11 protein-coding genes and 1 riboswitch are annotated in these 14,073 nt (G+C 52.4%); of the genes, 5 read left to right on the top strand and 6 right to left on the bottom strand.

The window, feature by feature from the left end:
• Positions 1-193: 193 nt before the first annotated feature.
• The gene (locus ABD949_RS06925; RefSeq protein ID WP_345241919.1) at positions 194-1,531 is read left to right on the top strand and encodes an amidohydrolase; all 1,338 of its coding nucleotides are present in this window, start codon (positions 194-196) and stop codon (positions 1,529-1,531) included.
• Positions 1,532-1,591: 60 nt separating this feature from the next.
• Here the strand turns inward: ABD949_RS06925 and ABD949_RS06920 are convergent, their stop codons facing one another.
• The 4 genes from ABD949_RS06920 to ABD949_RS06905 are packed head-to-tail and all read right to left on the bottom strand — an operon-like array spanning position 1,592 to position 4,786.
• On the bottom strand, positions 1,592-2,392 hold the full coding sequence (locus tag ABD949_RS06920) for an SDR family oxidoreductase (RefSeq protein WP_345241917.1): 801 nt from the start codon (positions 2,390-2,392) through the stop codon (positions 1,592-1,594).
• Positions 2,393-2,404: 12 nt separating this feature from the next.
• On the bottom strand, positions 2,405-3,331 hold the full coding sequence (locus ABD949_RS06915; RefSeq protein WP_345241915.1) for a S66 peptidase family protein: 927 nt from the start codon (positions 3,329-3,331) through the stop codon (positions 2,405-2,407).
• A 51-nt stretch (positions 3,332-3,382) separates the two neighbouring features.
• Positions 3,383-4,417: an ion channel gene (locus ABD949_RS06910; protein ID WP_345241913.1), complete on the bottom strand. Its 1,035-nt coding sequence runs from the start codon at positions 4,415-4,417 to the stop codon at positions 3,383-3,385.
• A gap of 42 nt (positions 4,418-4,459) precedes the next feature.
• The gene (locus tag ABD949_RS06905) at positions 4,460-4,786 is read right to left on the bottom strand and encodes a DciA family protein (RefSeq protein WP_345241911.1); all 327 of its coding nucleotides are present in this window, start codon (positions 4,784-4,786) and stop codon (positions 4,460-4,462) included.
• A 189-nt stretch (positions 4,787-4,975) separates the two neighbouring features.
• Positions 4,976-5,087, top strand: a riboswitch (SAM riboswitch).
• Between the two features lie 194 nt (positions 5,088-5,281).
• On the opposite strand from ABD949_RS06905, the gene ABD949_RS06900 reads away from it, so the two are divergent.
• Both ABD949_RS06900 and ABD949_RS06895 read left to right on the top strand, forming a co-directional pair.
• Positions 5,282-6,598 (top strand): O-acetylhomoserine aminocarboxypropyltransferase/cysteine synthase family protein, encoded by a 1,317-nt coding sequence (locus tag ABD949_RS06900; protein WP_345241910.1) that lies wholly within the window; start codon positions 5,282-5,284, stop codon positions 6,596-6,598.
• Between the two features lie 135 nt (positions 6,599-6,733).
• The gene (locus tag ABD949_RS06895) at positions 6,734-7,771 is read left to right on the top strand and encodes a homoserine O-acetyltransferase family protein (RefSeq protein ID WP_345241909.1); all 1,038 of its coding nucleotides are present in this window, start codon (positions 6,734-6,736) and stop codon (positions 7,769-7,771) included.
• A 143-nt stretch (positions 7,772-7,914) separates the two neighbouring features.
• On the opposite strand, the gene ABD949_RS06890 is transcribed toward ABD949_RS06895, so the two are convergent.
• Both ABD949_RS06890 and ABD949_RS06885 read right to left on the bottom strand, forming a co-directional pair.
• The gene (locus tag ABD949_RS06890; RefSeq protein WP_345241907.1) at positions 7,915-9,240 is read right to left on the bottom strand and encodes an NCS2 family permease; all 1,326 of its coding nucleotides are present in this window, start codon (positions 9,238-9,240) and stop codon (positions 7,915-7,917) included.
• Between the two features lie 90 nt (positions 9,241-9,330).
• Positions 9,331-10,053, bottom strand: a complete 723-nt coding sequence (locus ABD949_RS06885; RefSeq protein ID WP_345241906.1) for a 6-phosphogluconolactonase — start codon at positions 10,051-10,053, stop codon at positions 9,331-9,333.
• Positions 10,054-10,218: 165 nt separating this feature from the next.
• On the opposite strand from ABD949_RS06885, the gene pyrG reads away from it, so the two are divergent.
• Positions 10,219-11,913: a CTP synthase gene (gene pyrG / locus ABD949_RS06880; RefSeq protein ID WP_345241905.1), complete on the top strand. Its 1,695-nt coding sequence runs from the start codon at positions 10,219-10,221 to the stop codon at positions 11,911-11,913.
• Positions 11,914-12,054: 141 nt separating this feature from the next.
• Positions 12,055-13,920, top strand: a complete 1,866-nt coding sequence (gene yidC, locus ABD949_RS06875; protein WP_345241904.1) for a membrane protein insertase YidC — start codon at positions 12,055-12,057, stop codon at positions 13,918-13,920.
• The last annotated feature ends 153 nt before the right edge of the window (positions 13,921-14,073 follow it).

Below are 14,073 nucleotides of genomic sequence, written 5' to 3'. Positions count from 1 at the left end.
TAAATGGCAATAAATGATGAATTTATCGTACGGCTACCGCCAAATTAAATTTGGTTGCAGGAGGGCAGGCAGAGCTGGTTTTAACCAGTGGCTTAGCTAGGTCTGCCGGTTGGTACGGGAATTAGCAGGCTACGCTGTTAATGACTGATTTGTGTGCTATCTTTGGTCTGATCATGTACCGATTCAATCTATTATGAAGCATTTCAGATACGCCCTAACCAAGGCTTTTGTCGCCAGCCTGGTTGCTCCTGCTTTATGGGCCCAGCCCCAGGCGCTGAAAAACCGGATGGATAAACTGGCCGAAGGACTGGAGAAAAAAGTAATTACCTGGCGCCGGGAGTTTCACCAGAACCCGGAACTGGGCAATCGGGAGTTTCAGACAGCAGCCAAAATTGCGGCTCACCTGCACTCATTAGGCATAGATGTTAAAACCGGCGTGGCAAAAACCGGCGTGGTCGGTATCCTGAAAGGAGGAAAGCCAGGGCCAGTTGTAGCCTTGCGGGCCGATATGGATGGTCTGCCGGTGACTGAACGAGTTGATCTGCCGTTTAAGTCAACCATTTCAACCGAATTCAATGGTCAGAAAACCGGCGTCATGCACGCCTGCGGGCACGATAGCCATGTGGCCATTCTGATGGGGGTGGCCGAGGTGCTGGCTTCTGTAAAAAGTGATCTGAAAGGAACCGTTAAGTTTATTTTCCAGCCGGCCGAGGAAGGCCCTCCGCAGGGTGAAGAGGGGGGCGCTGAACTGATGGTGAAGGAGGGCGTTCTGGAGAACCCGAAGGTAGACGCCATTTTTGGCCTCCATATTAATTCCCAGACCGAAGTAGGTACCATCAAGTACCGGCCGGGTGCCATTATGGCGGCTGTGGACCAGTACAGCATTAAGGTAAGAGGCAAGCAGACGCACGGAGCCAATCCCTGGTCGGGTGTTGACCCTATCGTGACTTCTTCACAGATCGTGATGGGTTTGCAGACGATTGTCAGCCGTAACCTGCCGCTGACCGATGCCGCTGCCGTTGTAACGGTAGGAGCCATTCATGGCGGAATTCGACAAAACATTATTCCGGAAGAAGTGAATATGATTGGCACTATCCGGTCGTTTACGCCCGATATGCAAAAGACGATTCACCGGCGGATTAATGAGATCGCCGGTAACATTGCCGAAAGTGCCGGTGCCAAAGCCGACGTGAAAATTGATGTGATGTACCCGGTTACCTACAACGACCCCAAGCTGACCGACCAGATGGTGCCGACGCTGGAGGCTGTAGCCGGGAAAGATAAGGTGGTGATTACCCCGGCCTGGACCGGTGCCGAGGATTTCTCGTTCTATCAGCAGAAGGTACCTGGCTTCTTTTACTTCCTGGGCGGAATGACGAAGGGGAAAAAGGTGGAAGATGCCGCCCCGCATCATACGCCGGATTTCCAGATTGACGAAAGCGGATTTACCCTGGGCGTGAAGTCACTCTGCCACCTGACCGTCGACTATATGGAGCAGCGCACCGCCAAGTCGACTGCCAGCACCCGATAAACGCGGTAACTGTCTTACCGTCAAAAGCGTCCCTGAGCCACGCCTGGGGCGCTTTTGCTTTTAGGATTCGGCCGCCCGGCTGCGTACCAGCCGCGACAAAATGGCCGGGAAGAGACGCTTCAGGTAGATGCCCGCAATTTCTTTGCCGCCGATATAGTATTCCTCCTTGCCGTAGGCCACGGCCTGCGCCACCCGGCGGGCAAACACATCTGCCTCCATGCCCTGCGCCTGACTGGTGTTCATGCGGTTGTAGGCCTCTCCTTTTTCGTTGAGGGCGCTTAGGGAAATTGGCGTTTTAATATACCCCGGACAGACAATGGTTACCCGCAGACCCTGATCGTGTATTTCGGCGCGTAATGAGTCGAAGAAGCCGTGCAGGGCGTGTTTGCTGGCGCAATAACCCGAGCGTTGTTTCACCCCGATTTTGCCGGCAACGCTGCTGGTTACCACAAAATGTCCGCTCTGCTGCCGGAGCATGTGGGGCAGTACGGCTTTGGTCAGGGCTACCACCCCAAAAAAGTTGATCTCCATCAGCCGCCGGTATACGTCAAACTCTGTTTCCGCAACGGTGCCCCGCTGGGTGATACCGGCGTTTTGGAAAACATAATCGATGCGGCCGAAGCGCTGCAGCACGACTTGTACCTTGCCGGGAAAGCTGTTAATATCGGTTATATCCATCGGCAACACCAACACCTCTGAGGCCGGTAAACCCGTTTGGCCGGCTACCCGCTGCAACTCGTCTTCCCGACGGGCTGACAAGACCAGCCGGGCACCCTGCCGGGCCAGTTCGAGGGCCAGTGCTTCGCCAATGCCGGAAGAAGCCCCGGTAACCCAAACCACGTTCTGGTGGTATACAGGCATACGTAACGGACGTTAAATGATTGTTTCTGCCCTGGTGAACGATAACACGCCACCTTCGCCTGTTACCTCCAGCATCGCATCGTGCCCAATCGGAAGCGCCAGATTACGGGCTACGTGACCGACCGGAAAATCGTAGCAAACCGGAAAGTCATAATCAGCAACGACCTCCGCGACAATCTCGTACGGCGACTGCTCATAAGGCAGCGATGGGTTGTCTTTCATATCGGTAAACTGACCTACCAGCAGCCCCGCCAGCGTATCCAGACGCCCGGCCCGCCGGAGCTGGCGCAGCATCCGGTCCAGGTTGTGCAGGTACTCTTCAATGTCTTCGATGAACAGAATCTTCCCATTCAGCGATATGTCTGATGACGACCCGATAACGTGGGTGAGCAGGGTCAGATTGCCGCCAACTACCGGGCCGGTGGCCTGACCAGTTCGATTCAGCAGGTGGGGGGGCGTACGGTATGCGCTTATTATCTCGCCGAATACCCATTTCCGCAGCGTCTCAACAGATTCAGCGACTTCTTCGCTGCCGAACAGCTTTGGCATAATGGCATGGAGACTTTCTACGCCTAACTGGTGCAGGTGACAATGCAGCACCGTAATATCACTGAAGCCAATCAGCCACTTAGGGTGTTTCATGAACTGCGTGAAATCCAGTTGGTCGACCAGTCGGGTGCAGCCGTATCCACCACGGGCGGCAAAAATAGCTTTAATAGCGGGGTCGTCGAGCATACGCTGGAGGTCGGCCCGCCGGAGGTCATCGGTACCGGCAAAGGAGCCATGCCGCGCCTTCAGGCTTTCTCCCTCCACTACGGTCAGTTGCCAGTTGTCCTGCAGGATTGTCAGGCCGGGGAGGATGTCTTCGTACAGGAAACGACTGGCCGGAGCTACCACTCCGACGGTATCACCGGCACACAAAAAGGGAGGTTGAGTCATGCAATGTCACCACCAGCATCTCTGCTGGTGCGGCTTAATGGGATCCGCAAATTACGAGTTTAGCGGCACTTCACTGGTATCATCAAATGTATCCATATCCAGCGAATAATTGCCGGAAGTTTTGCTATCAACCATAGAACGGAATTTGCGCCCCCACAATACTTCATCTGCCCGGTACGATGTACGGGCATGAACCATTTGAGAAAAGGTATCATCAACGGCCCGGAGCAGGATCAGAAATTCGGCATCAGATTCCTCTAACTGTTCAGGCGTACACCCGTAGAGCGGGCTGCTCTCGGTTATCGGATGCACCAATGTCCAGTTTGCCGGGAAAAAGTTGACTTTACTGCGTTCCAGTTTCAATAGATAGTAGCGCCGGAACGGTGTGCCGTCGGGTTTAGTTTCCAGTTGGGAGAGCGATACTTCGACTTCCACATCGATCAGTTGATTGGAGCGCTGGTTGATGATGCGAAACATCCAGGCATTTACGTCGAGGTAAGGGCCAAAGACGGCATTCCGGGAAAACCGTACATGGGCTATTGGTCGCGAAAACCGCCCGTACAGCAGACCCGTTGCTAGGGCAAATGCCAGCAAACCAATCATAGATTCAAAAGCAGCAATGGCGCTGGTCAGGTAGCCAGATGGGCTTACGTGCCCGTAGCCTACGGTTGTGAGTGTCTGCGCACTGAAAAAGAAAGCTCCCCAAAACCTATTACCGGTATTACTTTCAGGTAATCCCTTCAGGTATTCCGGACCGGCCAGCAGATATAAGATGGAGAAAATGGCATTTACGGTCATGTATGCGGCAAAAACCAGGAGCAGGAATTTAGGCCACGACATGGTAATCAGCCGATGATATAGGTTGAGCCGATGCCAGAAAGATGCATGTACCCGACTGACGTTGAAACTGCCGTCTTTATTGATGAGTCGTGCGTACGAACTGTTGATTCTGGTGCCGAAGCCCAGATCCTGTCTTTTCTCTTCCTGTTCAACCAGTGTACTGTTGCGGTGGCTGGCCAGCGTCCGTTTACCTGAGGAGAGGCCGCTTTTAGTAGCTGATCCTATGCCGGTTCTTTTAAAGTTCATAGATTATTTGCCGGTTCAGATCTCGTAATTTCCTCTAGCGGGTCAAATAAAGACCACGTCCTTGATAACTTCAGCGCCTATGTCTTTATTGATAAGCTGAATCATCTTATGCTTGGCCGTAACCAGTTCATTACGTAAGGGGGCCGAAGCAATTTCTATATAGAGGACATTGTCGCGTACGTACAGGCGGTTGGTACGGGAAGCAATGGCAGCACCCATCATTTTCCCCCAGAATGCTTCCAGATACGTTTCGTTAAAGCGGCTTTGAAGCTGATACGACTGGAGCATCTGCCCGATGGCATCTTTCAGCGTGGTGATGCCGGCTTTGCGGGCCGTATTTTCTTTATAGGGACGGTAGGTGTTGTTCATATGGGAGGTGTCTTAACACAAAAGTAAGCAACGGCGCGGAAGGAGTAAAGCCCGTTTACACAGTATTTATTTTTAAATGTTATAGGCCAAAATAGCGGTCAATAGTTGCGTTCCCATTGTTTTGATTGTATAATTGCAGCATCAAGTCAATGGCTCCGCCGACCTCGATTGCTGGTCGGAACACGCGTTGATTTATACAGAAGAGGGGAGAGACTGGGCTCCGCGAACCTCTGGCAACCTATCCCGAACGCCTGGGACAAGGTGCTAATTCCCACCTAAAGCAATTTAGGGCATATAAATCGCAATCTCATGCTAACTCTTCCGTACATCCGTCGAAGGAATGGGCGCTTGTTGCGTCTGTTATCACTCATGCTTTACCCTGTCGGGTCCCGTTTGGCAGCTCCCTGCGTTGCCGAGTAATCAGGGGCCTGTTTCCCGACGCATAGGGAGAACTGCCTTCAAGTTGTTTTTCACCTTTTCACCTTTCTACATATCATGGCCGATTCATTGCATTTTGAAACCCTGCAGCTTCATGCCGGGCAGGAAACCGACCCAACGACCAATTCACGGGCTGTACCTATCTATCAGACCACCTCGTATGTATTCAACAGCGCCGAGCATGGTGCCGACCTGTTCGCCCTGCGTCAGTTTGGTAATATCTACACCCGCATCATGAACCCTACCACCGATGTGTTCGAAAAACGCATGGCGGCTCTGGAGGGCGGAGTGGCGGCACTGGCCGTAGCGTCGGGGCAGGCGGCTCAGTTTATCGCGCTGAGCAATATCCTGATGGCCGGCGACAATTTTGTTACGAGTTCATACCTCTATGGGGGGACCTATAACCAATTTAAGGTATCCTTTAAGCGGCTTGGTATTGATGCCCGGTTTGCCGATGGGGATAAAGTGGAAAGCTTCGAACGCCTGATCGACGAAAAAACCAAAGCCATTTATCTGGAAACGATTGGCAATCCCGAATTTAATATTCCTGATTTTGATGCCTTCGCAGCGCTGGCGCAGAAGCATGATATTCCGCTGATTGTTGATAATACATTTGGGGCCGGTGGGTATCTGTTCCGGCCGATCGAGCACGGTGCGGCTGTGGTAGTCGAATCGGCGACCAAGTGGATTGGTGGCCACGGCACAAGCATCGGTGGGGTTATCATCGACAGTGGAAAATACAATTGGGGCAATGGTAAGTTCCCGCAGTTCAGTGAGCCTTCGCCAGGGTATCATGGCATGAAGTTCAGCGATGTGTTCGGCGTTGACGGCCCCTTCGGCAATATTCAGTTTATTATCCGGGCCCGTGTGGAAGGGCTTCGGGACTGGGGCCCATCTATCAGTCCGTTCAACTCATTCCTGTTATTACAAGGGTTAGAAACCCTGTCGCTGCGCGTGGACCGTACCGTGGAGAATGCCCTTGCACTAGCCCGGTGGCTGGAGCAGCACGAGCAGGTCGAGTACGTAAACTACCCCGGCCTGGAAAGCAGTAAATACAACGCCCTGGCGCAGAAATACCTGAAACGCGGATTTGGCGGGGTATTTATGTTTAAGCTGAAAGGTGGTCGTGAGGTTGCCGACCGGTTTGTTAATGGTCTAAACCTGGTTAGTCACCTGGCTAATGTAGGCGATGCGAAAACACTGATCATCCACCCGGCAGCTACCACGCACCAGCAGCTATCGGAGCATGAGCAGGCGAGTGCCGGTGTCGAACCCGGACTGCTACGGATTTCGGCCGGTATAGAGCACATCGAGGATATTAAGGCTGACATTGAACAAGCCTTTGCTAAAATTGCCGAACCGGCGTTAGCGTAGACGGTAGCAGGAAAAGTACGCTGCCCTGCCGAACAGAATCACTTGCTGCTACACGCTAAAAGTGTTGTAGCAGCAAGTGGATTTTTTACACTTTAGCCTTTGGCTGATCCGGTAGGAATGCCGGGATATACAGGAATGGAACTACAGTATTTCAATTATAAGTATACGTATTCTCTGGAAGCGGGAGCCTCGTTACCTGGCTTTCGGCTTGCTTATACCACCCGCGGAACGCTCAATGCTGATCGGTCGAATGTAATCTGGATTTGCCACGCGCTAACAGGGAACGCAGACCCCGGCGACTGGTGGAGCGGTATGGTAGGCCCGGGCCGTTTTTATGATCCGGAGCAATACTTTATTGTCTGTGCCAACATTCTGGGTTCCTGTTATGGTTCTACGGGCCCTTTATCCATCAACCCGGAAACGGGTGCGCCTTATTTTCACGATTTCCCGGTAATTACCATCCGGGATATGGTGGGTGCGATGGACCTGCTGCGTCAGGAACTTGACATCGAGCGGATACACACCTGCATTGGCGGGTCTGTAGGCGGTCAGCAGGCGGTAGAATGGGGCATCATGCAACCCGACTTAATCGAAAACCTGGTTTTGCTGGCATCCAACGCGGTTTTTTCTCCCTGGGGTATTGCTTTTAATGAATCGCAACGCATGGCGATTGAAGCGGATGCAACCTGGCAGGAGCGCCGGCCTGATGCCGGGCAGGCGGGTATGAAGGCAGCCCGGGCGATGGCGCTGGTTTCGTACCGTAACTACGATACCTACGGTTTTACACAGGCGCTGGACAACAACGAGCAGCTAGACGGCTACAAAGCGGCTGGCTACCAGCAGTACCAGGGCGAAAAGCTGGTGCGCCGGTTTAATGCCTTCACCTATTGGACACTGACTAAAGTAATGGATTCTCACAATGTTGGGCGAAATCGAGGCAGTATTCTGAATGCCCTGTCTCAGATCAAAGCCCGTACCTTGTGCGTAGGTATTAAATCGGATATCTTGTTTCCTCCTTCTGAGCAGCAGTTTCTGGCCCGTCACATTCCGGATGCAGTGTATCAGGAAATTGACTCGCTGTATGGGCACGACGGCTTCCTCATTGAGTTTAAGCCGCTCAGTCAGATTATTCGGAAATGGATGGAAGAGCGGGCGGGCAAGGTGCTGGCGTAGGCAGGGCGTGTGGGCTAAGGGATTTGGCGGACAACGGCCATAACCAGTCTGAGTGTTGTTACCGGCTTAGGCTTGTAAAGCTGGGCGTGAGGATGAATGGATAATAGTAGAACGAGAATCATAAGTATAGCTGGAAGAGAGGTTCAGTGACCTGCCACCAAAGATAACACGCAAAATATATCAACAACCCATAACCCAACGGGTACCTCGTCGTACTTACCAACGGCTACCTTGATAATTGTCCACGACAAAAAGCCCCAGATAATTCCCTGCGTAATGGAGTAGCTGAACGGAATCAGCACCAGCGCCAGAAACGCCGGTATGGCTTCATCCAGTTTACCCCAGTTGATTTTCGTCACCGGCCGCATCATAAACGACCCTACCAGAACCAGCGCCGGGGCGGTAGCAATAGCCGGGATAACGGATAGTAAAGGGGATAAAAACAGAAACGGCAGAAACAGTGATCCGGCTACGATGGCGGTCAGCCCCGTGCGGCCACCCTGCTCGATTCCCACCGCCGATTCAATATAGGCAGTACCGGGGCTGGTGCCTAATACACCGGCTAGCGTGGTAGCCACGGCATCCGTCAGCAGTGACTGCTTGACGTTGCGGGGCTCACCGGTTTCGTCGTACAGGTTGGCAGCTTCGGCTACGCCTACGAAGGTAGACAGGCTGTCGAACAGGTCGGTAAAGGCGAAGGCGAAAATCACCGGCCAGAGCGACCATTGCAACGCTCCCAGTAGGTCCAGGCTGCCGATCAGACTAAAATCGGGAGCCGCAAAAAGTCCCTGAAAATTGACCAGCGTTTTCTGTCCGGAATTGACGGCAGTCGCATCGCCCCAGAGCCGGCCTATTGGTATTGCCGCGAAGGTCGTGAGCATAATGCCCACAATAATTGCTCCTGTCACTCGCCGAACTATAAGCACAGCGGTTAGCAGCAACCCGAAAATAAATGTCAGGATAATCGGGTCGCTGATGTTGGCGAGGCTGACCAGCGTAGCGGGATTGGCTACAATAAAGCGGGCGTTTTCAAATCCGATCAACGTAATAAACAGACCTATACCAGCAGAAACAGCATAACGTAGCGGCTTGGGAATGGCATGAACAATGGCTGTACGGATGTTGGCCAGTGACAAAAGAAGAAACAGAATGCCGGCCCAGAACACGGCCCCCAAGGCTACCGATGGACTAATATCCATACCCTTGACCGCTGAAAAGGTGAAAAAGGCGTTCAGCCCCATGCCCGGTGCTACTACAATAGGGTTACGGGCGTAAAGTCCCATCATCAGGCTGGAAAAGAACGACAGCAGCACTGTGGCCGTCAGCACTCCACTAAACGGCAGCCCCGACTGACTCAGAATAGCCGGGTTGACTACAATGATATACATCGTCGCCAGAAAGGTAGAAATGCCGGCCAGTACTTCAATGCGTCGGGAGGGGGCCGGTTTGTCGGGTATGCTTTGAATCATAACATAATGTACCAGTTAACCACTACCTCCCCTAAAGGAGACTTAATCGTAGTCAATAAGCCCCCTTTAGGGGATGTAGTGGTATTTAAGCTAAAGCTGAGTGCCGGCTTCTGCGTCGAGCCAGACGTGGGCGCTGGGGTGCTGTTGGATGATACTGGCCGGTAAATCCTCTGTTACCGGACCCTGCAGCGCGTGGCGGATCACGGCCGCCTTGCGGGAGCCACTCGCCATCAGAATCACTTCGCGGGCTTCCATCAGGTGCCGGAGCCCCAGGGTAATGCCTTTAGACAGGGGCGTAGCCTGCGTGAAATATTTCTGCCCTACCTGCACAGTCACTTCTGCTAACTCACTTACGTGAGCGTACAGATTAAAGGAGGTGCCGGGTTCATTAAGCGCAATATGGCCGTTCATCCCAATACCGACCAGAATGAGGTCGAGACCGCCCCGCTCGGCAATAGCGGCATCGGTGCGCAGGCATTCCGCAGGCAGATCGATGGATTTGGCGTTGAAGTAGTGAATCTGATTCGGGTTAATGTTCAACGGGCCAAACAAGTCGCGGAAGAGGTAATAGGCGCAACTGCCTTCATCTTCTGGTCCAAACCCCACCCATTCGTCGAGGCCGATAAATGTACACTGGCTGAAGTCAACCTGTCCGGTCTGCGCCAGCGTCACCAGATGATGAAAGGTGCTGATGGGTGTTTCGCCGGACGCCAGGCAAAGAGTAGCCGTGGGTTTTTGCCGAACCCGGTTAGCAATATGTTCGGCGGTGTGCTGGGAAAGATCTTCGTAGGAGGCAAAGGTTTGAACCTGCATAAAGGCTTGGATAAGTGCTCTGATAGTATTAGTCGCAAATATCGGCGTCTTTTTTGACTACCAACCACTTACCGTAAATCTTTGGTTTTTTCCTTTTTTCTTGGCCTGTTTCCCCGAAAATCTTCGTACCTTTATATCCCGTAACGACCAAAACAGGTTTCAGACATGGCTTCATCCGGTCAGAAAACCGCAAAGTACATTTTTGTTACGGGCGGTGTGACATCTTCTCTCGGCAAGGGCATCATTGCCTCTTCGCTGGCCAAATTGCTTCAATCACGGGGTTTATCGGTGACGATCCAGAAATTCGATCCGTACATCAATATTGACCCCGGAACTCTTAATCCTTACGAACACGGCGAGTGCTACGTTACCGACGATGGGGCCGAAACGGACCTGGACCTCGGCCATTATGAGCGCTTTCTGAATATCCCAACCTCGCAGGCGAATAACATCACCACGGGACGTATCTACTATAACGTGATCACCCGTGAGCGCCGGGGCGATTTTCTGGGGAAGACCGTTCAGGTAGTCCCGCACATTACCGACGAAATCAAGCGGAACATCCGGTTGCTGGGCGAGACTGGTGAATATGACATCATTATTACCGAGGTGGGTGGCTGCGTCGGTGATATTGAATCGCTGCCATTTATTGAGGCTATCCGTCAATTGAAGTTTGAACTGGGTGAAAACGACACCCTGTTTGTGCACCTGACGCTGGTACCTTACCTGCAGTCGGCGGGAGAATTAAAAACCAAGCCTACCCAGCATTCAGTTCGGCAACTGCTGGAGGCAGGGGTACAGCCGGATATTATCGTATGTCGGACCGAACACCCGCTGCCGCCGGATATCCGCCGGAAAATTGCGCTTTTCTGTAACGTGCAGGTCAACTCCGTAATCGAGGCTATTGATGCCGAGACGATCTATGACGTGCCGCTGCTGATGAAGAAGGAGAAGCTGGATCAGCGGGCGTTGTATATGCTGGACCTCTACAACGATCAGGATGCTGATCTGGATGTCTGGAAAACGTTTCTGGGCCGGCTGAAGAATCCGACCGATGCCGTCACCATTGGCCTGGTGGGTAAGTACGTAGAATTGCATGATGCGTACAAATCGATTGCCGAAGCTTTTATACATGCCGGTTCGCAAAACGAATGCAAGGTTAAGCTGGAGTGGATTCAGTCGGAGACGCTGGCCGATTATGAGAGCTGTGAGCATCGGCTCCGCGAACTGGATGGGCTGCTGGTAGCCCCCGGCTTTGGCGAGCGCGGTATTGAGGGTAAAATTAATGCGATTCGTTACGCCCGCGAAAACGGGGTACCTTTCTTCGGTATCTGCCTGGGAATGCAGTGTGCGGTCATTGAGTTTGCCCGCAACGTATTAGAGATGGAAGAAGCCCATTCTACCGAAATGAATCCGGATACTCCGAATCCGGTTATCGATATGATGGAGGACCAGAAGGCGGTGACCAACAAAGGGGGAACCATGCGGCTTGGGGCTTACCCCTGCAAGCTCAAAAAAGATTCTATGGTTCACCACATCTATGGTAAGCTGCAAATCAGTGAGCGACACCGGCATCGGTATGAATTCAATAACGCCTTCCTGGATCGATATGAGAAAGCGGGTATGCGGGCAACGGGAATTAACCCGGAGACCGGGCTGGTTGAGATCATCGAATTACGTGATCATCCGTGGTTTGTGGGTGTGCAGTTTCACCCGGAACTGAAAAGTACGGTGATGAATCCGCAGCCCCTGTTCGTTCATTTTGTAAAAGCGGCCCTGGATTATGCGCAACGGAAGCGTTCAGAAGCAGAACCGTCCGTTGAAACAGCTTCTGTGCCGCTCCCCACTATAGTTGGTTAAGCAGCTAATTCATTGTACCTTTGCACCCAAAAAACGGCCGTCCTCCGACGGCCTGTTTTGTCAGAAATTAGTTTATACGTCAGGTTTCAGGTTGAGAGAACCATTCGGGACCTGGAAATATAAACTTGAAACCGTTTTATAATGGATCGTAATCAGATTATTGGAATTGTGCTGATTCTGGCGATGCTGGTAGGCTACCAACTGCTGGTGCCTAAACCGGCTCCCGAAAAGGCACCCGCTCAACAGACGCAAACCACTAAGCCAACAACCGCTGCCGCCACCAATGCCCCGGCGCAGGCAGCTACGCCAACACTCGACTCGGCAGCCGCCCGGGCTATGTATGGTGATTTTGCTGCGGCCGGTACCGGTCAGGAGCAGGCTATCGTAGTCGAAAATAAAGACATGCGCGTGACGTTCAGCACCCTGGGTGGCCGGGTTAAAGAAGTAGTGCTGAAAAATTACAAGGCCTATGATGGTAAGCCACTCCTGCTGGTTGATCCGCAGACAACACAAACGACGCTTGAACTGCCAACTAACCGGGGCAAAGTTGACCTGCACAAACTCTATTTCCAGACCGATGCTCAGGCCGGCGCGGTTGGCAACCAGGCTCGCCGGCTGAGCTTCCGGGTTGAGGTAGCACCGGGTCAGTCCGTAGAGCAGGTATATACCTTTCCAGCCGAAGGGTTCGTCATCGATTATGACCTGCGCCTGAATGGCCTTACCAACGTAGGTAACGACAATATCCGGTTTGTGTGGCTGGACAAGATGCGGCAGTACGAAAACGATTTAAGTGAGAACCGGAAATCTGCTACCATCAATTACCTGACGGCCGACGAGAATTTCGATAACCTGTCGCTGGACGCCAGTGGCAATCATGAAACCACGCTGCAAGAGCCGTTGCAGTGGTACACCATCAAGCATAAGTACTTTCTGGCGGGCTTTATTGCCAAAAATAGTCCGTTGCAGAATGCTTCACTGAAGACCCTGGTAGACCCGAACGATACCCAGTTTGTTAAAACCGCCGTTGCCGATGTGACGTTGCCAATGGCCGACGTAAAGCAGGGCAAGGGGAACTACCGGTTTTTTTATGGGCCTAACGACTACCAGATTGTGGATGGCGTAGCGCCGGAGTTTGACCAGAACGTATACCTGGGTTACGCGATTCTTAAGCCGGTCAACAAATACTTCTTTGTACCGGTATTCAACCTGCTGGAGAAGGTTATTTCCAACTATGGTATTCTGATTATCTGTCTGGTGGTATTCGTGAAACTGGTGCTGACTCCGCTGACCTACAAATCGTATGTAAGTATGGCAAAAATGCGGGTACTGCAACCGGAGATCAATGAGATTCGGGAGAAGGTGGGCGACGACATGGCCAAGATGCAGTCGGAGCAGATGAAGCTGTACCAGCAGGTAGGCGTAAGTCCGCTCAGCGGCTGTATTCCGGTATTGGCGACCATGCCGATCCTGATGGCCCTGTTCTTTCTGTTTCCCAACCTGATCGAACTGCGCCAGAAGCCGTTTCTGTGGGCCGATGACCTGTCTACGTACGATGCCTTCCTGCGGTTCCCGGTGACCATTCCGTTCCTGGGCAGCCATTTGAGCTTATTTACCGTATTGATGACTGCATCTAGTATCGCTTATGCCTGGTACAACAACCAGATGACACCGACGCAGCCGGGTCCGATCAACATGAAGGCGATGAGCTACATCTTCCCCCTGATGTTTATGTTCGTGCTGAACTCCTTTCCGGCTGGTCTGACCTTCTATTATTTTGTCTCCAACGTGGTAACTATTGCGCAGCAGCAACTGATCCGTCGGTTTGTCGACGAAGATAAAATTAAAGCCGTGCTGGAAGAGAACCGGAAGAAATTTGAGAAGGGAGAGGGCAAAAAGTCGAAGTTCCAGTCGATTCTGCAACGGTCACTGAATGCGGCCGAAGAAGCCCGCAAGCAGGCGGAAGAAGCCAAGCGGAACGCAGAGCAGCGGTCTAAGCAGAAGAAATAAGAAGCAAACCAATGCTTACCAGTCAATTTGTCTGAACCGAATAAAGCTGGTTGTCAGGTTTTTCAATTGATTACTTTATTCTACGATACCAACAAAGAGCAACGTCCGGACGTTGCTCTTTGTGTGTTAAGTGTATTGTTAGTTGATTTGCTA

The sequence above is a fragment of the Nibrella saemangeumensis genome (assembly GCF_039541915.1).
Lineage (GTDB): Bacteria > Bacteroidota > Bacteroidia > Cytophagales > Spirosomataceae > Nibrella > Nibrella saemangeumensis.
This window is presented reverse-complemented; position numbering and strand designations above follow the sequence as displayed.